This window comes from Streptomyces sp. CLV115 (assembly GCF_038448545.1).
In the GTDB taxonomy this organism is placed as follows: Bacteria; Actinomycetota; Actinomycetes; order Streptomycetales; family Streptomycetaceae; genus Streptomyces; species Streptomyces sanglieri.
Genome location: NZ_JBCEWQ010000056.1, coordinates 1 through 24,313 on the forward strand (window position 1 = coordinate 1; position 24,313 = coordinate 24,313).

Annotated in this window: 15 protein-coding genes; 3 read left to right on the top strand and 12 right to left on the bottom strand. The window is 73.4% G+C overall.

The annotated features are described in order from the left end of the window. From AADR41_RS20260 to AADR41_RS20275, 4 genes are all read right to left on the bottom strand, one after another. Positions 1–2,673, bottom strand: a 2,673-nt coding sequence (locus AADR41_RS20260; protein WP_342282797.1) for an ATP-dependent helicase, incomplete at its 3' end; no start/stop codon positions are given. A gap of 76 nt (positions 2,674–2,749) precedes the next feature. Then, positions 2,750–6,403, bottom strand: coding sequence for an ATP-dependent helicase (locus AADR41_RS20265; protein ID WP_342282798.1), 3,654 nt, complete (start codon positions 6,401–6,403; stop codon positions 2,750–2,752). Between the two features lie 58 nt (positions 6,404–6,461). After that, positions 6,462–6,938: a hypothetical protein gene (locus AADR41_RS20270; RefSeq protein WP_342282799.1), complete on the bottom strand. Its 477-nt coding sequence runs from the start codon at positions 6,936–6,938 to the stop codon at positions 6,462–6,464. After that, positions 6,925–7,344 (bottom strand): MGMT family protein, encoded by a 420-nt coding sequence (locus AADR41_RS20275; protein WP_342282800.1) that lies wholly within the window; start codon positions 7,342–7,344, stop codon positions 6,925–6,927. Before AADR41_RS20275 ends, AADR41_RS20270 begins: the two co-directional genes overlap by 14 nt. Positions 7,345–7,565: 221 nt before the next feature. Here AADR41_RS20275 and AADR41_RS20280 point away from each other — a divergent pair, with 221 nt between their 5' ends. The 3 genes from AADR41_RS20280 (at position 7,566) to AADR41_RS20290 (ending at position 13,754) form a co-directional block, all read left to right on the top strand. Beyond that, positions 7,566–10,328: a lysylphosphatidylglycerol synthase domain-containing protein gene (locus AADR41_RS20280; RefSeq protein ID WP_342282801.1), complete on the top strand. Its 2,763-nt coding sequence runs from the start codon at positions 7,566–7,568 to the stop codon at positions 10,326–10,328. A gap of 145 nt (positions 10,329–10,473) precedes the next feature. Continuing rightward, positions 10,474–12,066 carry an alpha/beta hydrolase gene (locus AADR41_RS20285; RefSeq protein ID WP_342282802.1) on the top strand — a complete coding sequence of 531 codons (1,593 nt, stop codon included), beginning with the start codon at positions 10,474–10,476 and terminating at the stop codon, positions 12,064–12,066. 107 nt (positions 12,067–12,173) lie between these two features. After that, a complete protein-coding gene (locus AADR41_RS20290) occupies positions 12,174–13,754 on the top strand; it encodes an alpha/beta hydrolase (protein WP_342282803.1) in 1,581 nt (526 codons plus the stop codon). 85 nt (positions 13,755–13,839) lie between these two features. Here the strand turns inward: AADR41_RS20290 and moeZ are convergent, their stop codons facing one another. From moeZ to AADR41_RS20330, 8 genes are all read right to left on the bottom strand, one after another. Then, positions 13,840–15,018 carry an adenylyltransferase/sulfurtransferase MoeZ gene (moeZ, locus tag AADR41_RS20295; protein WP_124716524.1) on the bottom strand — a complete coding sequence of 393 codons (1,179 nt, stop codon included), beginning with the start codon at positions 15,016–15,018 and terminating at the stop codon, positions 13,840–13,842. Between the two features lie 85 nt (positions 15,019–15,103). Continuing rightward, on the bottom strand, positions 15,104–15,934 hold the full coding sequence (locus tag AADR41_RS20300; protein ID WP_342282804.1) for a spherulation-specific family 4 protein: 831 nt from the start codon (positions 15,932–15,934) through the stop codon (positions 15,104–15,106). Next, on the bottom strand, positions 15,922–16,887 hold the full coding sequence (locus tag AADR41_RS20305; RefSeq protein ID WP_124716526.1) for an NAD-dependent epimerase/dehydratase family protein: 966 nt from the start codon (positions 16,885–16,887) through the stop codon (positions 15,922–15,924). The genes AADR41_RS20300 and AADR41_RS20305 overlap by 13 nt, the downstream gene beginning before the upstream one ends. Positions 16,888–17,035: 148 nt before the next feature. Further along, the gene (locus AADR41_RS20310) at positions 17,036–18,217 is read right to left on the bottom strand and encodes a hypothetical protein (RefSeq protein ID WP_342282805.1); all 1,182 of its coding nucleotides are present in this window, start codon (positions 18,215–18,217) and stop codon (positions 17,036–17,038) included. Between the two features lie 553 nt (positions 18,218–18,770). Then, a complete protein-coding gene (locus AADR41_RS20315; RefSeq protein WP_342282806.1) occupies positions 18,771–20,579 on the bottom strand; it encodes a DUF3492 domain-containing protein in 1,809 nt (602 codons plus the stop codon). A 190-nt stretch (positions 20,580–20,769) separates the two neighbouring features. After that, the gene (locus tag AADR41_RS20320) at positions 20,770–22,347 is read right to left on the bottom strand and encodes an ABC transporter ATP-binding protein (RefSeq protein WP_342282807.1); all 1,578 of its coding nucleotides are present in this window, start codon (positions 22,345–22,347) and stop codon (positions 20,770–20,772) included. Further along, the gene (locus AADR41_RS20325) at positions 22,344–23,333 is read right to left on the bottom strand and encodes an ABC transporter permease (protein WP_342282808.1); all 990 of its coding nucleotides are present in this window, start codon (positions 23,331–23,333) and stop codon (positions 22,344–22,346) included. Before AADR41_RS20325 ends, AADR41_RS20320 begins: the two co-directional genes overlap by 4 nt. Then, positions 23,330–24,313, bottom strand: coding sequence for an ABC transporter permease (locus AADR41_RS20330; protein WP_342282809.1), 984 nt, complete (start codon positions 24,311–24,313; stop codon positions 23,330–23,332). The genes AADR41_RS20325 and AADR41_RS20330 overlap by 4 nt, the downstream gene beginning before the upstream one ends.

Consider the following 24,313-nt stretch of genomic DNA (forward strand, 5'->3'; position numbering starts at 1 on the left):
GGGCTCCGTCGACAGCGTGTCCCAGTCGGCGGCCCCGACGCCGGCCTCATCGGGGAACGGGGCGTCGTACCCGTCGTCGTAGGGCTCGTCGTACCCGTCGTCGTACGGCTCCGGGGCATCGGGCAGCGCCTCGTACACGTCCGGCACGCCCCCCGCCGTGGCCAGGGCCTCCAGGTGTGCCAGCACCGTGTCCGCGGCGGTGCGGCGGCGGATCAGCGCGGTGTCGTCCAGCGGCAGCGGCCACGCGCGGTCGGCGGCCTTCGCGTCGAGCGCCGGGTTCTCCTCGTCCTCGGCCGGCTCGTCGGCCCAGACCTCGATCTCGCCGTGTCCGGCCGCGCAGTGCTCGTACAGCGCGTGCAGAAAGCCGGACGGGCCGCGCGGCTTCTTCTGGGACGGGCCCCACCAGTGGCCGGAGCCGAGCAGCAGGGTGCGGGGTCTGGTGAAGGTGACGTATCCCAGGCGGAGCTCCTCGGTGTGCTGGTGCTCCTTCATCTCCTCCTTGAACGCCTTGAGCCCCTTGGCGTCCCAGGAGTGGACGTCGGGGAGGGTCGCCCGGTCCCCGCGCAGGGCGTGCGGGAGGACCTTCGACTGGGCGGTCCAGGCGTCGCGGGACTGGCTGCTGGGGAACTGGCCGGCGACCAGGCCGGGCACGGCGACGACGTCCCACTCCAGGCCCTTGGACTTGTGGGCGGTGAGGACCTTGACGGTGTTCTCGCCGCCGGGCAGGGCGTTGTCCAGGCCCTTCTCGTACTGGACGGCGGTGCGCAGGAAGCCGAGGAAGGCGAGGAGGGTGGCGTCGCCGTCGACGGCGGCGAAGCGGGCCGCGACGTCGAGGAAGTTGGCGAGGGTGTCGCGGCGGCGGGCGGCCAGGGCCTGCGGCGACGCGGACAGCTCGACCTCCAGGCCGGTGGTGGCCAGGACCCGGTGCAGCACGTCCATCAGCGGGTCGGCCAGCGAGCGGCGCAGGTCGCGCAGTTCGGCGGCGAGGCGGGCGAAGCGGATGCGGGCCTCGGCGGAGAACGGAAGCCCGTCGTCCTCCTCGCCGCCCGATTCGAGGAAGGTGTCCAGCGCGTCGGCGAGCGAGATCACTTCGGCCGGGTCGATGCCCTCGACGGCCTCGGCGAGCCGGCGGTCCGGGTCGAAGTCCTCGTCGTCGCCGTGGGCCGCGCGGTGCACGAGGAGCCGGGCCCGGCGGCCGAGCAGGGCCAGGTCGCGGGGGCCGATCCGCCAGCGGGGGCCGGTGAGCAGCCGGACCAGGGAGGCGTTGGCGCCGGGGTCCTGGAGCACCTCGCAGACCGCGACGAGGTCGGCGACCTCGGGCAGGTGCAGCAGCCCGGACAGACCGACGACCTCGACCGGGATGTCGCGGGCCACCAGCGCTGCCTGGATCTCCGGGAAGTCGCCCGCGGTACGGCACAGGACGGCGATCTCGCCGGGTGCCCTGCCGGTCCGCACCAGGTGGGCGATCGAGTCGGCGAGCCAGTCGATCTCCTCGGCGTGGGTGCGGAGCAGGGCGCAGCGGACGATGCCGTCGCGCTCGGCGCCGGGGGCGGGGCGCAGCGCCTCGACGCCCTCGTGCATGGCGCGCAGGGGTTCGGCGAGCCCGTTGGCCAGGTGCAGGAGCCGGCCGCCGCTGCGGCGGTTCTCGCTGAGGGAGTAGCGGGTGGCGGGGGTGCCGTCGGTGTGCGGGAAGTGGAGCGGGAAGTCGTCGAGGTTGGCCACGGAGGCGCCGCGCCAGCCGTAGATCGCCTGGCAGGGGTCACCGACGGCGGTGACGGCGTGCCCGGTCGTTCCCTCGGGGCCGCTGCCGAAGAGGGCGGAGAGCAGCAGCCGCTGGGCGACGGAGGTGTCCTGGTACTCGTCGAGCAGCACCACCCGGAATTCGTCGCGCAGGATCGTGCCGACCTCGGGGCGGGTGAGCGCGAGCTCGGCGGAGAGCGCGATCTGGTCGCCGAAGTCGAGGAGGTCGCGGCTCTTCTTGGCCTCGCGGTAGCGCCGGGTCAGCCGGAGCAGTTCGCGGCGGGCCTCGGCGGTCTCGGGGATCCTGCGCAGCTCGGCGTTGCTGAGCCGGGCCGATTCGAGCGCGGCCAGGAGGCCGGTGTCGTACTCGGCGAGCTGTTCGGGGCGTACGAGGTGTTCGGCGAGCTCGGCGTCGAGCGCCAGCAGATCGCTGACCAGTGTGGGGAACGACCTGGTCAGGGCGGGGTACGGGCCGGGGGCCTCGCGCATCACACGGGCGGCGAGCTGGTAGCGGGTGGCGTCGGCGAGGAGGCGGGTGGTGGGTTCGAGGCCGATCCGCAGCCCGTGCTCGGTGAGGAGCCGGCCGGCGAACGCGTGGTACGTGGAGATGCTGGGCTCGCCCGGGGGGTTGTCCGGGTCGATGGCGTCGGGATCGGTGACGCCTGCCGCGATCAGGGCCTTGCGGACGCGCTCGGCGAGCTCACCGGCGGCCTTGTTGGTGAACGTCAGTCCGAGGACCTGCTCGGGGGCGACCTGGCCGGTGCCCACCAGCCACACCACGCGGGCCGCCATCACCGTGGTCTTCCCCGACCCGGCTCCGGCCACGATCACCTGCGGGGCGGGCGGCGCGGTGATGCAGGCCGTCTGCTCCGGGGTGAACGGGATCCCGAGGAGCTCCTTGAGCTGCTCGGGATCGGTGATACGTGGGGACACCCCAGAAAGGCTAACCGGCCGCACCGACAACCGGCCGTGCCGAAGAACCTCCGCCCCCGCCCACTCGCTCACCCGCTCACTCCAGGACGTGGCGGCCCTCCGGCTGGGCGCTGCACGAGGCCCGGAAGGAGCAGTGCGTGCAGTGCTGGCCGGTGGTGGGGGTGAAGCGTTCGTCCAGGACCCGGCCGGCTGCGGTGGCCAGCAGGTCGGAGACCCATTCACCGGCGAGCGGTTCCTGTGCCTGCACCTTGGGCAGGGCGTCTCCGCCCTCCTTCTTGGGGGCGGGCTGGCGCAGCTGTACGAGTTCGGCGCCGCCGGGCTCGGGGCGCCTGCCGTCGAAGACGTCGTCGACCGCGCCTTCCCGGACGGCCAGCTGGTACACGGCGAGCTGGGGGTGGCGGGCGACCTCGTCCTTGGTCGGGGACTGTTTCCCAGTCTTGAAGTCGACGACGTAGGCGCGGCCCTCGGTGTCCTGTTCGACACGGTCCATGGAGCCCCGGATGCGCACCTGGTACTCCCCCGCACCCAGCGTGACGTCGAAGTCGTGCTCGCTCGCGGCGGGGGTGCGGGCGGCGCGGTCCATGACGTGCCAGCGCAGGAAGCGTTCGAGAGCGGCCCGTGCCTGTTCCTTCTCCTGCCGGGACTTCCAGGGGGCGTCGAAGACGAGCCCGTCCCAGACCGAGTCCAGCCGCTCCATCAGGACGGCGAGGTCGGCGGGGGTGCGTCCGGAGGCCACCTCGTCGGCGAGTACGTGGACCACGTTGCCGAAGCCCTGCGCGGCCGTCGCCGGGGCGTCCGCCTTGACCTCGCGCCCCAGGAACCACTGGAGCGCGCAGGTGTTGGCGAGCTGGTCGAGCGCGCTGCCGGAGAGGGCCACGGGCTGGTCCCGGTCGCGGAGCGGGACGGCGGAGCGGGTCGGTTCGTACAGGCCCCACCAGCGGTAGGGATGGGCCGCGGGTACGAGCGGCTGGCCCTCGTCGTCGGTGAGCGCGGCGAGCCGGGCGAGGCGGTGGGCGGCCTCCTCGCGCAGGGCGTCGGAGGCTTCGGGGTCGACCGTGGTGGCGCGGAGCTCGGCGACCAGCGCGGCGACGGCGAGCGGGCGGCGGGGCCGGCCGGTGACGTCGCGCGGCTCGGCGCCCAGCTCGGTGAGGAAGCGGGACGGCTGGTCGCCGTCGTCGGCGGGCGCCCTGACCGCGGTGACGACGAGCCGTTCACGGGCGCGGGTCGCCGCGACGTAGAAGAGCCGGCGTTCCTCGGCGAGGAGGGCGCCGGGGGTGAGCGGTTCGGCCAGGCCGTCGCGGCCGATCCGGTCCGCCTCCAGCAGCGAACCGCGGCGGCGCAGGTCCGGCCAGAGCCCCTCCTGCACGCCCGCGACGACGACGAGGCGCCACTCCAGGCCCTTGGAACGGTGCGCGGTCATCAGCCGTACGGCGTCGGGGCGCACCGCGCGCCGGGAGAGGGTGTCGGCGGCGATGTCCTGGGCGTCGACCTCCTCCAGGAAGTTGAGCGCCCCTCGCCCGCCGGTGCGCTCCTCGGCGCGGGCCGCGGTGTCGAAGAGCGCGCAGACTGCGTCGAGGTCGCGGTCGGCGTTGCGGCCGCCCGCTCCGCCGCGCAGCGCGGCGCGCTCCAGCCGGCCCGGCCACGGGGTGCCGGACCACAGGGCCCACAGGGCCTCCTCCGCGGTGCCGCCGCCTTCGAGAAGTTCGCGCGCCTTGCGCAGCAGTGCGCCGAGGCGCTGGGCGCCGCGGGCGTACGCCGGATCGTGCGCGACGAGCCGTTCGGGCTCGGCGAGCGCCCGCGCCAGCAGGTCGCCGGAGGGCGCCGGCAGGCGGTTCCCGGCGGCCCGCTCCTCGTCGCGCAGGGCCCGGCCGAGGCGGCGCAGGTCGGCCGCGTCCATGGAGCCGAGGGGGGAGGCGAGCAGGGCCAGGGCGGTCTCGGTGTCCAGCCAGGAGGACGCCGCCGCGTCCTCGCCGCCCACCGCTTCCGCACCCGTGGTCTCCGCGCCCACCGCTTCCGCACCCGTGGTCGCTGAGCCCTCGGCCTCCGCGCCCGTGGTCGCTGAGCCCTCGGCCTCCGAAGCCGCCGTCCTCGCGCCCGTCGCTTCCGTGTCCGCCGTCTCCGCGCCCTCTGCCTCCGAAACCCCCGTCTCCGTGCCCACCGCTTCCGCGCCCGTGGTCGCTGAGCCCTCGGCCTCCGAAGCCGCCGTCTTCGCGCCCGTCGCTTCCGTACCCGCCGCTTCCGCGCCCTCTGCCTCCGAAGCCCCCGCCTCTGCGCCCTCCGCATCCTCCGCGCCCGGCGCGCCCCGGCGCAGGGCCGCGGTCGCGACCGTGCGCAGGGCTGTCAGGAGCGGGGCCACAGCCGGTTCATGGCGCAGGGGAAGGTCGTCGCCGTCGACCTCCAGGGGCACGCCGGCCGATGTCAGGGCCCGGCGCAGCGAGGGGAGCGTGCGGCCGCCGGCCCGTACGAGAACCGCCATCTCGTTCCACGGGACGCCGTCCTCCAGATGCGCACGACGCAGCAGATCGGCGATGTTCTCCAGCTCGGTGGACGCGGTCGGGTAGGTGTACACCTCCACGCTGCCGCCCTCGCGGACCGCGGCCAGTTCGCGGTGGGCGCGGACCTTGGCCGCGGGCAGCCGGGTCAGCGGCATCCGGCGGGTGAGCAGCCGGGTGGCGGCCAGCAGCTGTCCGCCGGAACGCCGCGAGGTGGTGAGCACGCCGACCGGGGCCGGGGCGCCGTCCGCCCGCCGGAACGTCTCCGGGAAGTCGAGGATGCCGTTCACATCGGCGCCCCGGAACGCGTAGATAGACTGGTCCGGGTCGCCGAAGGCGATCAGGTCCCGGCCGCCCCCCGCACCCCGTGCGCTCCCCCGGTTGCCGGCCAGCGCGTGCAGCAGCCGTACCTGCGCCGGGTCCGTGTCCTGGTACTCGTCGACGAACACCGCGTCGTACTGCCCCGCGAGCAGCGCCGACACCTCCGGGCGCTCCGCGAGCAGCACGGCCCGGTGCACCAGCTCCGCGTAGTCCAGCACCCCCTGCGCGTCCAGCACGTCCAGGTACTCGGCCAGGAACTCGGCGGCGGCGCCCCAGTCGGGCCGGCCGGTGCGGCGGGCGAAGGCGGCCAGCGCGTCCGGGCCCAGGCCCAGCTCGCGGCTGCGGGCCAGCACCGCTCGTACCTCGTCGGCGAAGCCGCGCGTGGTCAGGCAGGCCCGCAGCTCGTCGGGCCAGCGGATGTGCGCGAAGCCGTCCCGCTCCAGTTCGAGCTGCCCGGCGAGCAGGTCTCGGACGGTGACGTCCTGCTCCGGACCGGAGAGCAGCCGCATGGGTTCGGCGAAGAGGTCGGCGTCCTGGTGGGCGCGGACCAGCGCGTAACAGAAGGAGTGGAACGTGGTGGCCTGCGGTCCGCGGGCGGCGCCCAGCCGGGCGGCCATCCGGTCGCGCAGCTCCACGGCGGCCTTGCGGCTGAAGGTGAGGACCAGGACGCGGGCCGGGTCGCCGCCCCGCGCGATGCGTGCGGCGACCGCCTCGACGAGCGTGGTCGTCTTGCCGGTGCCGGGGCCCGCGAGGACCAGGAGCGGTCCGCCGGGGTGATCAACCACGGCGCGTTGTGCTGCGTCCAGGAGAGGAGGGTCCACGGAGCCCGGAGGAGTGCGCACCAGCCGGTACGCGCCCGCGGCCCGCTGCCGTGTCTGGCGGTGCGGACTGTGCCGGGTGAAGGAGGAGGAGCTCACGTGGTTCGCCGGTCCTGGTGGGTGTGCTGATGCCGAGGGTGTGGTGCGTGCCGCGAACTTACGAAGCTACGCCAGCGGAGGCCCGATCCGGGACGAGAGCGCTGCGTGCCTGGTCACGTTCCGGGGCGCGAACGCCTTCATGGGCCGCCTCCGGCGTACGGACGCCGCCACCGGCCGACTCCGGAGCGCGGACACCGTCACGGGCCCTGTCCCGCACCACGTGGCGGGTGCCGCCGAGCTCCTCGACGCCACCGGACTCCGCACCGTCGGCCTCCGCACCGCTGATGAACTCCGCACCGTCGGCCTCCGCACCGTCGGACTCCGCACCGTCGGCCTCCGCACCGCTGATGAACTCCACGCCGCCGGACCCCGCGTCACGGTGTTCCGCGTCACGGTGTTCCGTCGCGCGATTCGCCTGCCGGATCGCGTCCTGCCGTACACCACGGCTCCCGGACCGGGCCACTTCCCGCACCTCGTACGGCCCCGGCGCCGCCCGCCGTGCCGCCGGATGGCGGAAGCTGTCAGGTGTGAGCACCTCCGCCCTTGTCCCGGTCCGCGCCGCCGCCCGTGGTGACGCCGTCCCACCGCGCCCGCTTCATGTCGAGGCGCGGCAGATGGCCCTCCACGACGCGCGACGCCTCGCGCAGCGGGGTGCCCTCCGCGCGGTACTGGTCCAGCGCCCGCAGTTCGTGGCCGGGGAGCAGCGCCCCGTCGGCGCGCACCACGCGCCACCACGGCACCGCGGCCCCGTACAGCGACATGACCCGGCCGACCTGGCGCGGCCCGCCCTCGCCCAGCCACTCGGCGACATCGCCGTACGTCATGACGCGGCCGGGCGGGATCAGGTCGGCGACATCGAGGACCCGCTCCGCGTACTCCGGCAATGCGTGGCTCATCGGGTCGCCGCCCGCCCCGTCGCCGCTCGTCCGGTGTTGGCTCATCCGCCCCATCCTGCCGTACGCCACCGACATCCCGGCCGGGCCCGTGTGCGCCCGATCACAGGGCGTGCGCGCGAGGGCAAAGGGGCGTATCTTGCGCTTCGCGTGTCCGTGCAGTGCACCCTGATGCCCCCCTCCGTCGCCGGGCCGTGCCACCATCGTGCGGGCGGTGACCGGTGATACGAGAACACGAAGACCAATCAGAGGCGACGAAGGAGCAGGGCGTGCAGCCACCGAAGGCGGCGGACGCCCCTGACGCCGAGCCCCACCCGGACGAGACCACCGCATCCCCCGGGAAGCCCGGTGCCGGCCGGGACGAGGCCGGGGAGACCCCCGGGCGACTGGCCGGCTCGACGCTCTCGACCGCAGCGGAGGAACAGGCCGAGCGCGTCTCGGGCGACGAACCGCTGCTCCCCGCCCGGGTGCACCGCCCCTCCGATCTCATGCGGCTCCTCATCGGAGTCCTGGCGGTCGTCGTCCTGTTCTCGATCGCCGCGTTCGCCCACGGCACCACGACCGGTCTCGAACAGGACATCAACAAGGGCACCGGCCAGGCACCCGACATCCTGATCAAGATGGCGGGCCTGGTCTCCAGCATCGCCGTGCTGCTGGTCCCGGTCGCCTTCGCCATCGAGCGGCTGATCAAACGCGACGGGCTGCGGATCGCCGACGGGGTGCTCGCCGCCGTACTGGCACACGGCGTCACGCTCGCCGCCGACCTCTGGGTCGCCAAGTCCGCCCCCGGCACCATCCAGGACGCCCTGACCCAGCCGCAGCCTGGTGACGCGCTCACCGACCCCGTGCACGGCTATCTCGCACCGGTGATCGCGTACATGACGGCGGTCGGCATGGCGAGACGGCCGCGCTGGCGGGTCGTGCTGTGGGTGGTGCTGCTGCTCGACGCGTTCGCGATGCTGGTGGGCGGCTACACGACCCCGTTCTCGATCATCCTCACCGTGCTGATCGGCTGGACCGTCGCGTACGGCACGCTGTACGCGGTCGGCTCGCCGAACGTGCGGCCGACCGGCCAGCATCTGATGGCCGGTCTGCGCCATGTCGGCTTCCGCCCGGTCAGCGCGATGCGTGCCGACGACGCCCCGGACTCGGGCGACCAGAGCGACCGGGGACGGCGCTATCTGGTCTCCCTGGAGGACGGGTCACCGCTCGATGTCACGGTCGTCGACCGTGAGCAGCAGGCCCACGGCTTCTTCTACCGGGTGTGGCGCAGGCTCACTCTGCGCGGCATCACCCAGCGCCGCTCCATCCAGTCGCTGCGCCAGGCCCTGGAGCAGGAGGCGCTGCTCGCCTACGCGGCGATCGCCGCCGGGGCCAACGCGCCCAAGCTGATCGCCACCTCCGAGCTCGGCCCCGACGCCGTGATGCTGGTGTACGAGCACATCGGCGGCCGTTCGCTGGACGCGCTGGAGGACGCGGAGATCACCGACGAGCTGCTGCACGGCGCCTGGCGTCAGGTGAAGGCGCTCCAGTCGCGGCGGATCGCGCACCGCAGGCTCACCGGCGACGCCATCCTGGTGGATCGTTCCGGCAAGGTGTTCGTCACCGATCTGCGCGGCGGCGAGATCGCGGCCGGCGATCTGGTGCTGCGGATGGACGTCGCCCAGCTGCTGACCACGACCGGGCTGCGGGTGGGTGCCGAGCGGGCCGTCGCCGGTGCGCTGGCGGTGCTCGGACCCGACGCCGTCGCGGACTGCCTGCCGCTGCTCCAGCCGATCGCGCTGAGCCGCTCCACCCGCGCGGCGCTGCGCCGGCTCGCCCGGGAGCGCTCGCAGCGGGAGCGCGAGGCGGTGCTGGAGGCTTCGGACGCGGCCAAGCGGGCCAGGGCGCACGAGCACGGAGCGGTTTCCGGGGCGCCGGACGACGACGCCGAGCGCAAAGCCGACCGCAAGACGCTCCGCAACCAGAAGCAGGCCGAGAAGCGCGCCCTGGACGACGCCCTGGAGGGGGCCCGCGAGGAGGACCTGCTCTCCCAGATGCGGCAGCAGGTGCTGCTGATCCGCCCGCAGGCCCCGGTCGAGCCGGTGCGGCTGGAACGCATCAAGGCCCGCACCCTGCTCAGCTGCATCGCCGGTGCGATCGCCGCGTACTTCCTCATCTCCCAGGTCACCCAGGCCGACTTCGGAACCGTCGTCGAACAGGCGGAATGGGGCTGGGTGGCGGCCGCGGTCGGCTTCTCCGCGCTCACCTACGTGGCGGCGGCGATGAGCCTGCTGGGCTTCGTGCCCGAGCGGGTGTCGTTCGGCAGGACGGTGCTGGCCCAGGTCGCCGGCTCCTTCGTGAAGATCGTCGCCCCGGCCGCGGTCGGCGGCGTGGCGCTGAACACCCGCTTCCTCCAGCGGGCCGGGGTACGTCCGGGGCTCGCCGTGGCGAGCGTCGGCGCCTCGCAGCTGTTCGGCCTCGGCTGCCACATCCTGCTGCTGGCGGCCTTCGGCTATCTGACCGGTACGGAGAAGACCCCGTCCTCGCTCACCCCGTCCAGGACGGTGATCGCCGGACTGCTGACCGTCGCCGTGCTGGTGCTGGTGGTGACGGCGGTCCCGTTCCTGCGGAAGTTCGTGGTGACCCGGGTGCGGTCGCTGTTCGCCGGAGTCGTGCCGCGCATGCTCGACGTGGTGCAGCGGCCGCAGAAGCTGCTGACCGGCATCGGCGGAATGCTGCTGCTGACCGGCCTGTTCGTGATGTGTCTGGACGCCTCGGTACGGGCGTTCAGCGGCCCCGACGTACCGCAGCTCAGCTACGCCAGCATCGCGGTGGTCTTCCTCGCCGGCAACGCGCTGGGGTCGGCCGCGCCCACACCGGGCGGAATGGGCGCGGTCGAGGGCGCGCTGACACTGGGTCTGATCGCGGTCGGTCTGCCGAAGGAGGTCGCGGCGCCCGCCGTCGTGCTGTTCCGCCTGCTGACGCTCTGGCTGCCGGTGCTTCCCGGCTGGCTCTGCTTCACCCGTCTGACCCGCAGGGGTGAGCTCTGACGGCCCGTCGGGACCGGTACTGACTCCCCCCTCAGCCGCCATACGGGGCGGCCCGCAAGGCCAGTCGGGGGACGGCCGCGGGGTACGCCACCCGCTTGGACCGGTGCTCCGTGCAACGACCGGGTTCCCACCGCACCATGGGGCCATGAGGACCTCCCCTGCCCTGCGCGCCGCGGCACTGGCCGCCGCCGTCACCGTGCTCCTGCCCATCACCGCCTGCTCGGAGAGCGGCGACAAGGAAGGCCCGGACGAGCCGCTCGCGGCGAACGCCGCCGAGGCGAGCAGCTCCGGCGACCTCGCTTCCCAGAAGCTGACGTGGAAGCCCTGCCCGGCCCCGTCCACGGCACAGGGCGGCGGAAAGGCGCCGACCCCGCTGCCCGGCGGGACCCCCTGGGAGTGCTCCTTCATGAGGGCCCCGCTCGACTACGCGAAGCCCGGGGGCGGGACGATCGAGCTGGCCCTGATCCGAGCCGCGGCCAAGAGCCAGGACAAGCGGATCGGTTCTCTCATCTTCAACTTCGGCGGCCCCGGCGCCTCCGGCGTCGCCACCCTGCCCGCCTTCGGTACCGAGTACGACAAGCTCCGGGCCGGCTACGACCTGGTCAGCTTCGACCCGCGCGGCGTGGGCCGCAGCGACGGCGTGAAGTGCGAGACCGACAAGCAGCTCGACGCCCGCTTCGAGACCGACGGCACCCCGGACACCAGCGCCGAGGTGGACGCCTTCGTCAAGGACACCAAGACGTTCGCGCAGGCCTGCGAGAAGAACTCCGGCAGGCAGCTCCCCTACGTCGGCACCACCGACGCGGCCCGCGACATGGATCTGATGCGCCAGGTGCTCGGCGACAAGAAGCTGTACTACTTCGGCATCTCGTACGGCACCGAACTGGGCGGCGTCTACGCCAACCTGTTCCCGAAGAACGTCGGCAGGGCGGTGCTGGACGCGGTGGTCGACCCGACGCAGGACTCCGAGCAGTCCTCGCTCGGCCAGGCCAAGGGCTTCCAGCTCGCGCTGGACAACTTCACCCAGGACTGCGTCGACCGCGGCGCCGAGTGCAAGCTTCCCGGTTCCACCTCGAAGGAGGTCGAGCAGGGGATCTCCGGCCTGCTCGCGAATCTGGAGAAGCAGCCGATCCAGGGGCTCGGTCCGCGTCGGCTGACGGAGACGCTGGCGACCACCGGCATCGCCGCCGCCCTCTACTCCAAGCAGACCTGGTCGCTGCTGGAGCAGGGGCTGGACGAGGCCGACGGCGGCAACGGCGCGCTGCTCCTCGCCCTCGCCGACTCGCTGAACGGCCGTTCCGACAACGGTCGGTACGACAACTCGATGGCCGCCAACACCGCGATCAACTGCGCCGACTCCAAGCAGCGGTTCACCGCGGACCAGACCGAGGCCAAGCTCCCCGAGTTCCGCTCCGCCTCGAAGATCTTCGGCAACTACCTGGGCTGGTCCCTGATGGCCTGCACCGGCTGGCCGGTGCAGGGCGCCTGGAACACCCCCGACGTCAGCGCCCCGGGCGCGGCGCCCATCCTCGTCATCGGCAACACCGGCGACCCGGCGACGCCGTACAAGGGCGCCGCGGCGATGGCCGACGCACTGGGCAAGGGCGTCGGCGTCAAGATGACGTACGAGGGCCAGGGGCACGGCGCGTACAACAGCGGCAACGCCTGCGTGCAGAAGGAGGTGGGCGGCTACCTGCTGGACGGCAGGGTTCCGGCGGCCGGAACCGTCTGCAAGTAGCGCTGCGCGCCCGGCGGAACCCCCTAACATGAGCGGACTTTCTGTACGTCGCAGGTACGGGCACATCTGTACGTCGTGAGTACAGGCACATCGGGGAGGACGCACACGTGGTCGCACACGCACGAGCCGGGGCTCTGGCCGGCGCCGCACTTCTGCTGACGGGGCTGCTCGCCGGCTGCGGCGGGGGTACGGACGACAAGCCGGCCGAGGGAACGGACCGCGATCCCGCGTCCTCGGCCGGCCGTCCGTCCACCGGGCCGAGCGAGGAGCCGGGCACCCCCCGGCTGCCCGCTGCCCTCACCTCCCAGCGGCTGGACTGGAAGGGCTGCGAGGCCCGCGCGGGCGAGAGCGCGCCCGGTTCCGAGTGGCGCTGCTCGACGGTCCGGGTGCCGCTGGACTACGCGAGGCCCGACGGCGAGACGATCGGGATCGCGCTGATCCGCAAGAAGGCCGGGAACACGGGCCGGCGCCTCGGCTCGATGCTGTTCAACTTCGGCGGCCCCGGCGGCTCCGGCGTCTCGATACTGCCGCGGGCCGCCGGCTCGTACGAAAACCTCAACTCCCGCTACGACCTGGTGGGCTTCGACCCGCGCGGGGTCGCCGGCAGCGAAGGGGTGAGCTGCCGCACCGACAAGGAGCAGGAGACCGCCTACCGGAAGGTCGACATGACCCCGGACACGGCGGCCGAGGAGGCGGCGTTCATGAAGGACGGCGCGGACTTCGGCGCCGGCTGCGAGCGCCGCTCCGGGAAGGTCCTGCCCCACGTCGGCACGACGAACGCCGCCCGGGACATGGACCTGATCCGTGCGGTGCTCGGCGACAAGAAGCTCACGTACTTCGGGATGTCGTACGGCACCGAGCTCGGCGGCACCTACGCGCACCTCTTCCCCTCGAACGTCGGACGCACCGTGCTGGACGCCGTCGTCGACCCGACCGCGGACACCATCGGGCACGCCCGCAACCAGGCGACCGGCTTCCAGCGGGCGCTGGAGAACTACCTCAAGGACCGCGGCCAGGACCCGAAGGCGGGCACCCGGCGGATCACCCGGCTGCTGGAGCGGATCGACAAGAAGCCGCTGCCGACCACCTCGGGCCGCGAGCTCAACGAGTCGCTGGCCGTCACCGGCATCGTCATGCCGCTCTACTCCAAGAGCAACTGGCCGTATCTGACCCGGGCGCTGGACGAGGCGGAGAAGAGCGGCGCCGGGAACATGCTGCTCCAGCTGGCCGACTCGTACAACGGGCGGGACGCGAAGGGGCACTACGACACCCAGAACCACTCGCAGCGCGCCATCTCCTGCGCGGACAGCAAGCTGCGGCCGACGGCGGACGAGGCCAGGGCGCTGCTGCCGGAGTTCCGGAAGCTGTCCCCGGTGTTCGGCCCGTTCCTGGCATGGGACACGGCCGGCTGGTGCGCGCAGTGGCCGGTGGAGGGTGAGCACGACACCCCCGAGACGAGCGCTCCGGGCGCCGGTCCGGTCCTGGTCGTCGGGACGACCGGTGACCCCGCGACGCCGTACGAGGGCGCCCGGAAGATGGCGGACGAGCTCGGCAAGGGCGTGGGCGTCCTGCTCACCAACAAGGGCGAGGGGCACGGCGCGTACGGTGTGAAATCCTGTGTGACCTCGGCCGTGGACGCGTACTTCCTGGACGGGATGGTCCCGGAGGACGGCAAGACCTGCTCGTAGCCCCGGTCCGGGGGCAGGGACGACGAAGGGGCCGGTCCGCGGTTGCGGACCGGCCCCTTCGCAGCGTTCGTGCCGGGCGTTCGTCCTAGTAGACCGGCTTCTCGGGCTCGATCTGGTTGACCCAGCCGATCACGCCGCCGCCCACGTGCACCGCGTCGGCGAAGCCCGCCGACTTGAGAACCGCGAGGACCTCGGCGCTGCGGACGCCCGTCTTGCAGTGCAGGACGATGCGCTTGTCCTGCGGGAGGTCCTGGAGGGCGCTGCCCATCAGGAACTCGTTCTTCGGGATCAGCTTCGCGCCCGGGATCGAGACGATCTCGTACTCGTTCGGCTCACGGACGTCGATGATCTCGATCTTCTCGTCCGCGTCGATCCACTCCTTGAGCTGCTTGGGAGTGATCGTGGAGCCGAGCGCCGCCTCCTGGGCCTCCTCGGACACGACGCCGCAGAAGGCCTCGTAGTCGATGAGCTCGGTGACGGTGGGGTTCTCGCCGCAGACCGCGCAGTCGGGGTCCTTGCGGACCTTGACCTGGCGGTACTGCATCTCCAGGGCGTCGTAGATCATCAGCCGGCCGACCAGCGGGTCGCCGATGCCGGCGAGCAGCTTGATGGCCTCGGTGACCTGGATGGAGCCGACGGACGCGCAGAGCACGCCCAGCACACCGCCCTCGGCGCAGGACGGGACCATGCCCGGCGGGGGCGGCTCCGGGTAGAGGCAGCGGTAGCAGGGGCCGTGCTCCGACCAGAAGACGGACGCCTGGCCGTCGAACCGGTAGATCGAGCCCCAGATGTACGGCTTGTTCAGCAGTACGGCCGCGTCGTTGACCAGATAGCGGGTGGCGAAGTTGTCCGTGCCGTCCACGATCAGGTCGTACTGGGCGAAGATGTCCATCACGTTGTCGGCTTCGAGCCGCTCCTCGTGAAGGACCACGTTCACGTACGGGTTGATGCCCAGCACCGAGTCCTTGGCGGACTCGGCCTTGGAACGCCCGATGTCGGACTGACTGTGGATGATCTGGCGCTGCAGGTTCGACTCGTCGACCTCGTCGAACTCCACGATGCCGAGCGTGCCGACACCGGCCGCGGCCAGGTACATCAGGGCCGGCGACCCGAGACCACCGGCGCCGACACAGAGCACCTTCGCGTTCTTCAGCCGCTTCTGTCCGTCCATCCCGACATCCGGGATGATCAGGTGGCGGGAGTACCTGCGGACCTCGTCGACGGTGAGCTCAGCAGCTGGCTCGACCAGGGGTGGCAGCGACACAGGAACCTCAACAATGCAGGTGGTCGGTTTCTACGTACTTCAGCTACGTACGGTTGTTCTTGCCGTAACACTGCCACGCCCCTTCTCATTCCGAGATACCAGGTCCGATCCGCGAGACAATTTCGTCCCAGTAACTGGGCAGCGCCGCGAATGGATCGGTTTGTCCCTGCCGGCCGTCTCGATCCGTGAAGAAGATCGTGCCCGCGCCCTGCCAGCGGGCGATGCGCATGGCCTCGTCCAGGTGGGTGCGTGGAACGCCGTGGACGAAGTGCGCGAACCGCTCCGGCGGGTAGGAGGCGGTCCACTCCGCCACCTGCGACCAGCGGTAGTCCGTCCACGGTCCGCAGAAGGTGACCAGCTGGTCGGCGGCCTCGGCGTAGCCGGGGTGCGGATGGGTGCCGAGACCGAGCACCAGCTGCCCGCCCCCCTCCCCGTACGGGGGCTCGCCGTGCTCCAGGAGCGTGGCGAGCGTGGCGGTGAGACGGCGCACCGCCGGGAGCTCGGGGCGCCCGGCCGGGCAGCGGCCGAGATAGAAGCCGTCGACGCGGTACCAGTCGAGGAAGGACTGCGCGTCGGCGATCAGTTCCCCGAAGGGGCGGCTGCCGAAGGCCAGATCGAGATGGCCGAGCAGCCGGCCGCCCGCCGCGCGGGCCGAGTCCCGCGGGTCCTCGCCGTGCACGGCCCGCTCCCGCGCGTTGCGGAGCCGGCCCGCGGCCTCCAGGCAGTGCGGATCGGGGCGGGTGCCGGGGCCGTCGTCGATGTTGAGGACGGCCCAGTGCAGCGGGGTTCCGGGGCGGGCCAGCTCGGCCCATTCGGTCGGGGCGAGCAGCGGATGCGCGTAGCCGGGCACGCCGAAGCCGAGCTGCTCGGCGCCGCTGGTCCGGCGGGCCGTTCCGGTGGTGGTCAGATACGGCACGCCGCCTCCATCCAGATGTCGGCGAGGGACTCCTCCAGATTGATCCGGGGGCGCCAGCCGAGCCGGTCCCTGGCGGTGCGGACGTCGGCCTGCTGCCAGGCTCCGCAGCCGTCCGGGTAGGGGGACGGGGTCGCCGAGAGGTGCTCGATGACCGACTCGGTCGAGGTGCGCGGGGCACCGATGGGCAGCCGGGGCGGGGGCGCGTCGAGTTCGTGGAGCGCTCCGGCGTACCCGGCGACCCTGGCGAGTACGGCGGCCGCGTCCCGCAGGCGCACGGCACGGCCGGTGCCGATGTTGACGACGCCCTGCGCGGCGGAGAGCGAGGCCGCGTGCACGGCTCGGGCGACATCGCGGACGTCCACGAAGTCGCGCTGCACGCCGAGGCCGCTGAGCTTCAGCTCGCCGTCGCCGGACTGCATGGCCCGGCGCATCGCCTCGGCGAGCCTGCCGAGCGGGGATCCGGCCGGGGTGCCCGGGCCGACCGGGGAGAAGACCCGCAGCACGACCGCGTCGAGGCCGGAGCCGAGAACGAGTTCGGTGGCGGCGAGCTTGCTGACGCCGTACGGGCCGCCGGGGCGCGGGACGGCGTCCTCGGCGGTGGACGAACCGGGCTGCGAGGGCCCGTACTCCGAGGAGCAGCCGACCTGGACGAGCCGGGCCGTACAGCCGCTGCGCCGCATCGCCTCGCAGACCGTGGCGACGGCGACGGTGTTGTGGCGGGTGAGGTCGCGGGCCCCGCCACGGGTGGCGCCCGCGCAGTTGACGACCACTCCGGGGTGCACGGCGTCCAGGAAGCGGGTCAGCGCTCCGGGGCTGCCGCTGGCCAGGTCGAACCGTACGTCGGCGTCGTCGCCGCGGCCGAGCGCCGTGAGGTGCACGGCGGGGTCGGCGAGCAGGCGGTCGGCCACGAACCGGCCGAGGAATCCGTTGGCTCCGAGCAGCAGCACCCTCATCGCGCGCCCCCTCGGCGCCGACGGCGAGCTGCCGGTGAAGGGGATTGGGGGGTCATGTCCGGTGTCTCCTTGAGAAGTGAGGTTCGGTTGGGCAATGACCCGCGGCGTCGGCTCCGCGGGGCGTGCGATGGCAGTGGTACGGCTGTGGTTACGCGGCGACCGGGCTTTCGTCGACCGGCCGGGCGGTGGTGTGGGCGGACGCCCGGGAGAGGACGACGGTGGCTGCGACGAGCAGCCCGAGCGCGGCTCCTCCGCACGCGATGGCGGGTACGGATCCGGTGCCGGACGTCATGACGAGAAGGTCGACGGGGCGGGCGAGGAAGTGCAGGCCGGGCAGCCGCCCGGCCAGGACCAGCGCGGGGGCCAGCGCCTCGGCCGCGCAGGCGAGGGCGAGTCCGCCGGCCGCGATCCCGGGGAACCCGTGCACGGTCAGCAGCCGGGCCAGCAGGAGCAGCACCCCGAGTGCGGCCGCCCCGGCGAACGCCCCGCCGCCGCCGTACCCCAGGTGCGCGAGGTACAGCAGACCGGCGAGGGCGCACAGATGAAGCGCGACCGCCCCGAACAGCAGGGGGCGCACGCCCGCGGCGAACTCCTCCAGCGCGCGGCTGCCGATGAGTCTGCGCCGTGCGTGCACGGAGAAGAGGTGGGCGCACCAGGTGGCCGGGACGAGTGCGAGGGTCAGGCCCAGCAGCGGCGCCGGGGTGAGGTCCCAGGGGCCCTCGGGGCCGCCGCCGAGCACCTGGTCGAGCAGCGGTTCGCCGTACAGGACGTAGCCGAGGAGCCAGCAGCCGTACACGCGGGCGGCGCCCGAGGAGCGGCCCTCGGCGTGCAGGGGGCCGCTGCGCAGCGCGAGCGCGAGCCCGGCGGCGGCGAGGAGCGCCCCGGCCAGGGCGATGGCGAGCCGGGCCGGGCCGTCGAGCGTTCCCTCGGTGAGTCCGAGTGCGCCGGCGGTCGCGATGCAGGCGGCGCCCGGCAGCAGCGCGCGGAGCGACCAGGCGGCGCGGGTCGCGATGGCGCGCTCCGGCGCTTCGGGGCCGGTCGTGGTGTCCGCTGCCACGCCGGGTACCCGTGCGAACAGTTCCTCGGCGAGCGAGAAGACGTCGCGGTGCCGGTAGCGGGCGGCGGTGCGGTCGGTGACGCCATGGGCTTCGAGCCCGGCGGCGACCTCCAGCGGATCGACGGCCCGCTCGCACAGCTCGCGGTGCCGGTGCATCAGTGACTTCACCGGGTCGACGGGTCCGCGGCGCGAGGCACTGGGCCGGCGCGCGGATGCGGTGCGGGCGATCTCGGGGGCGCGGGCGGGGGGCCCGGAAGGACCGGTGGCACCCACCGAATCCCCGCAGGCGGGAGACCCGGAAGTACCGGTGGCGGCCGCCGAATCCTCGCGGCCAGAGGGCCCGGAAGTACCGGCAGCGCCCACCGAGCCCCCGCAGGCAGAAGGACCGGAAGGACCGACGGCACCCACCGAGTCCCCGCGGCCAGAGGGCCCGGAAGTACCGGCAGCGCCCACCGAGCCCCCGCAGGCAGAAGGCCCGGAAGGACCGGCAGCGCCCACCGAATCCCCGCAGGCGGGAGACCCGGAAGGACCAGTGGCGCCTGCCGAGTCCCCGCGGGCGGGAGACCCGGAAGGGCCAACGGCGCCCGCCGGGTCCACCGGCGCCCGCTGCGGCCCCGGTTCCGGCTCTCCGGCGGCGGACGGCCCGGAGACCAGCGCCCGGGAGCGGAGGTCCCAGCTTCCGCCGGTGCTCGGTGCGGCAGGTGCGTCGGACACCTCGGTCGGGCGGCCCATGGTGGTTCCTCCGTGATCGTCGTCGGCCGCTTCGGACCGCTCGGGTCCGCCGCGTCCCGGCCCGGCCTGCCCCTGTTCCTGTTCCTGTTCCTGTTCACTCATCGCCGCCGCCCGCTCCCCGCGCTCCCGCGCAGACGGTCCGGGATCCGGCGACGGCCCAGCTGGGGGTGCGGCCGGCCGGGGCGGTCCACGGGCCCAGGACGTGCGCCTCGGGCGGGGTGGCGAACGGACGTGGTCCGCCGTCGGCATCCACCGCTTCGGCCTCCCTGCGCGCCGGGGCCTGTGCGATCAGCTCCAGGTAGATCCCGCGAAATGCCGCGAGGTTCTGTTCGACGGTGAAGAGTTCGAGTGCGCGGGCGCGTGCCGCCGCTCCGAGCCGTGCCCGGCGCTCGGGGTCCCGCAGCAGCGCGAGACAGGCGTCGGCCAGCGCCCGGGGGTTGCGCGGGGGCACCACGAGCCCGGTGCCGCCGATGACCTCGACGACCGCGCCGACGTCCGTGGACACGGTGGCCCGGGCGCAGAACATCGCCTCGACGAGACCGGTCGGAAAGCCCTCCATCACGCTGGAGAGGACGACGACCCCGCCCGCCGCGTAGGCGTCCGGCAGTTCGGGCACCTCGGCCCCGCCGATGTCCTCGAAGGAGACCGGGTTGTCGCCGACGGCGTGCGCGTCCGCGGCCTCGTCGGGGAAGAGCTGGGCGGCGAGCGCCCGGCAGTGTGCGAGGTAGCTGGCGCCTTCCGGTCCCGGCGCCGGTGCGCCGATGATCCTCAGCCGGGTGTCCGGCTCGGCCTTCCGTACCTCGGCGAAGGCGTGCAGCAGCGCGATCAGGTCCTTGGCGGGCTCGATCCGGCCGACCCAGACCAGGGTGTCGTCGGGGCCGCTGTCGCCGCTCTCCCCCAGCGCCGTGAAGCGCTCGGACTCCATGCCGGGGTGGACGGTGCGCAGCTTCTCCCGCTCGGCGCCGCACCGCTCCTGCCAGCGGCGGGCATGGGTGTCGCCCGGGGTGACGACGGCGGCCTGCCGGTACACCTCGGTGGCGAGCCGCCCGTGGAAGCCGGCGAGCAGGGCGCGTACCGGCGCGTTCAGCTCGGCTCCGGTCGCCGCGAGGTAGTGCGCCCGCAGCTGTACGCCGTGCTCGGTGACCAGCAGCGGCACCCCGAAGAAGCGTTTGGCCAGCAGTCCCGGCAGAGCGGCGGCCCCGCCGGACGTCGCATGACAGAGGTCGACCGCGCCGAGACCCTCCTCGTCGTACCAGTCCAAGGAGAGCGGGCGGAGCACCCGGGCGAGCTCCCGGGCGAAGGCGAGGAGGTCGGGGACGGTGGCGGTCTGGACGGTGCGCCCGGTGCCGGGGGCGCGACAGGCCGCTTCGAGCACCCGCACGGCGGTCTCGGAGCGGAGGGCCGCGGTGAGTCCGCCGCGCTCACGGGCGAGTTCGGCGAGGCCGTACAGGCCCTGGGTGAACCGCGCGTCGGTGGCCGCGGACGTACGCCCGCCGTCGGCCGCGCCGCCACGTGCGTCGCCGCCCGCGGCGTCGTCCTCGCCACCGGCCGCGCCCGCCGCGCAGACCGAGGCCGCGAGAGCTGTGAAGTGGGCCGTGAAGCGCTGCCGTTCGCGCCGCCCGTACGGGCGGGCGTGGCCGCCGGTCACCATCCGGGCGAGCAGCCCCCTGGCGGCCCGGGCGCCCGGGCCGTCCTCGTCGGCCGTCCAGAGCGGCGCCGTCCGCACCCGGCCGACCTGCATCGGGAGCGGCACCCGGCCCCGCTCCTCCTGTTCGGCGGAGCGGCAGAGCGCGAAGAGATCGAACTCGTGCTGTGCGAGCCCGCGCACCAGGCGGTCGCACCAGAGCCCGGACTCACCGTTCGCATACGGGTATCCACCGTCGGTGAGCAGTCCGATCCGCACGAGTACACCCCCGATCTCCCTTGTGGGCGGCCGCCGTTGGAATGGCGGATCACAGCGGGACGACCGTAAGCGGATACGCCGGTGGCGCGACGGACGGTTGTCCGTCGCACCACCGAAAGGGGTGAACCGTCGTAACTTTCCCGCCCCGGCGACGTTCTGTCGCGCTATGGGAGCGCACGGTCACTCAGGGTCAGGCAGCGGCCAGCTCCTTGCGGGCCGCGCGACGCACCGCCGCGAGCGCCGGATCGAGCGCGGGAACGGCCGCCAGCAGCTGCTTGGTGTACGGGTCCTGCGGGGCGCCGTACACCTGGTCCACCCCGCCCTCCTCGACGATCCGGCCCTGCCGCATGACGGCGACCCGGTCGCTGACCTGCCGTACGACGGCGAGGTCGTGCGCGATGAAGACCAGGGCGAGGCCCAGCTCCCGCTGGAGCTCCGCGAGCAGGGCGGTCACCTGGGCCTGGGTCGTCACGTCGAGCGCGGAGACCGCCTCGTCGCAGACGATCAGTTCCGGCTCGGCGGCCAGTGCCCGGGCGATCCCGACGCGCTGGCGCTGTCCGCCGCTGAACTCGTGCGGGTAGCGGTCGTAGCTGTCCGGGTCGAGCCCGACCCGGGTCAGCAGGTCCCGCACCCGCGCCCTGATCGCGGCCCCGTCGCGCTGCCCGGAGGCGCGCAGCGGGTCGGCGACCGACTCACCGATGGAGCGGCGTGGGTTGAGGGAGGAGACGGGGTCCTGGAAGACCATCTGCACCCGGGCGTCGCGGATGAGCCGCCCCGAGGTGGGCTCCAGCAGTCCGACGAGCATCCGCCCGAGGGTGGTCTTGCCACTGCCGCTCTCCCCGACGACGCCGAGGGTCTCGCCGCGCCGGACGGTGAGGGAGACCCCGTCGACGGCCGCGAGGGCGGTCTTCCCCCTGCCGAACACCTGCCGGACGTCGACGGCCTCGACGAGCACCTCGCCGTCGTCCGCCGCCGTGCCGGACGCGACGCGCGGCTCCGTCACCCGGGGCACCGCGGACAGCAGCGCCTTCGTGTACGGCTCGCGCGGCGCCACCAGCACCTCGCCCACCGGCCCCCGTTCCACCGCCCGGCCCGACTGCATGACCAGCACCTCGTCGACCGACTCCGCCGCCACGCCCACGTCGTGCGTGACCAGCAGCAGCCCCATGCCCGTCTCGCGGCGCAGATCGTGGAGCAGGTCGAGGATCTGCGCCTGGACGGTGACGTCCAGGGCGGTCGTCGGCTCGTCGGCGATGAGCAGCTCGGGCTCGCAGGCCAGCGCCATGGCGATCAGCGCACGCTGGCGCATGCCGCCGGAGAACTCGTGCGGCCGCGACCGGGAGCGCCGCGCCGCGTCGGGGATCCCGACCCGGTCCAGCACCTCCACCGCCCGCGCCCGCGCCGCCCGGCGCGAGGCCCGGTTGTGCACCCGGTACACCTCGGCGATCTGGTCGCCGACCGCGTAGTACGGGTCCAGCGAGGACAGCGGGTCCTGGAAGACCATCGCGGCCTTCGCGCCGCGCAGCGCACGCAGTTCCGCGTCGTCCGCGGCGCCCACGTCCACCCCGGCGACCCGGATCGAGCCGCCGACCTTCGCGCCGGTCCCCCGGTGGAGTCCGAGCAGGGCGTACGCCGAGGCGCTCTTGCCGGAGCCGGACTCGCCGACCACGCCGAGCGCGCCGCCGGCCTCCAGCGAGAACGACAGCCCGTCCACGGCCCGTACGTCGCCGAACGAGATCGTGAGATCGGAGACTTCGACCAGGCTCATGCCAGTACCACCCGTCGGTCGGCCATCGCCTGGAGAATGTCCGCGACGGCATTGGCGAGGACCACGAAGAAGCCGGTGACCAGCACCAGACCGACGACCACCGGAAGGTCCACGTGCTTCACGGCGTCGACGAGTTCCCGGCCGACCCCCGGAATCCCGAAGAGCGACTCGGTGAGGACGGCGCCGCCGAACATCGAGCCGATGTCGAGTGCGCCGAGCGCGATCACCGGCGCCAGCGCACCGCGCAGCGCGTGCCGCCCGACGAGCGCCCGTTCGCCGACCCCGTACGCCCTGAAGGTGCGCACATGGTCCTCGGCGAGGGTCTCCATCATCGAGGCCCGGGTCATCCGGGCGTACGGGGCCGCGGACACCAGAGCCAGCGAGATCCAGGGCAGCAGCAGGTTCCAGGCCCACTGCTCGGGGTCCTCGGTGAGCGGTACGTAGTCCGGGAACGGCAGGATCTGGAGCGCCGTCACCAGGATGATGATCAGCAGCAGCCCGATGACGAAGACCGGGGTGGCCATGCCCGCCAGGGTGATCCAGGTGAGGACGCGCTCGGTCGGCCGGCCGCGCCGCCACACCGAGAGCAGTCCGGTGCCGACGCCGAGCAGCATCCACAGCACGAAGGCTCCGACGGCGAGCGAGGCGGTGGCGGGGAGCTTGGCCAGGATCAGCTCGGTGACCTGCTGGTCGCTCTGGTACGAGAGCCCCAGGCAGGGCGCCTGGCAGTGCAGCACCCCGGTGCCGGTCGAGTAGTCGCGGCCGGCGAAGATCCCCTGGAGGAAGTGCCAGTACTGCGTGTACAGCGGGTCGCCCAGGTGCAGTTGTTCGCTGACCTGCGCCACCTGTGCGGGCGAGCAGCGCGGACCGCAGGCGATCTGCGCGACGTTGCCGGGGGCCACGTAGAAGGCGGCGTAGACGACGACGCTGAGGGCGAGCAGCACGAAGAGCGCGCCGCCGAGGCGTCGGAGCAGGAACCACTTCACGCGTCGGCCTCCTTCTTCCGTCCGGTGCCGATCCGCAGCCGGGACTCGGCGCGCGGGTCGAGCGCGGTGCGTACGCCTTCGCCGAGGACGGTCAGCGCCAGCACGGTGACGAAGAGCAGCAGGGCGGGGATCAGCAGATAGGTGGGTGCCGCCTGGTACCAGGTGTCGGCGTCGCTGAGCATCTGTCCCCAGGACGGCGTGGGCGGCTTGATGCCCACGCCGAGGAAGGACAGGGCCGCCTCGACGACGATGTTGGACGGGAAGAGCAGCACCGCGTAGGTGATGACGGGGGCGGCCAGCGCGGGCAGCAGTTCGCGCCTGGCGATCTGCCAGGAGCCCCAGCCGCTGAGCCGGGCGGCGGCAACGTGGTCGCGCGACTTCAGCGAGAGCGTCTGGGCGCGCACGATCTTCGAGGTTCCGGACCAGCCGACCAGGCCGATGATCACGGCGATCAGGACCGGGCGGGGGAAGCCCGCGGGTACGACGGCGAGCGCGCCGAGCGCGGTCACCATGACGGGCAGCGCGACCACGACGTCGGTGACCCGGCTGAGCGCCTGGTCGACGAAGCGGTTGCCGAGCCCGGCCGCGAGCCCGATGCCGACGCCGATGATCACCTGGAGCAGGGTGGCGCCGAGCGCGACGCCGAGCGAGACCCGGGCGCCGTACACGATGCGGGCGAACAGGTCGCGTCCGGTGAGCGGTTCGACGCCGAGCCAGTGCTCGGCGCTGATCCCGCCGAAGGAGCCGACGGGCACCCCGCCGGAGGCGGAGTCGACGAGATCCGGGTGGTACGTGGTGGGGTCCTGGCCCTCGATGCCCGCGAGCAGCGGCGCGGCGAGCGCGGCCAGGACCAGCAGGGCGACGATCGCGGCCGCCACGAGGGCCGAGCGCCGGGCGCGCAGCCGCCGCCAGAACGGATGGGCCCCGAGGGCGGGGGCCTTCGCGGCCTCCGCCCCCTCGACCGGAATTGCTTCTGCCAT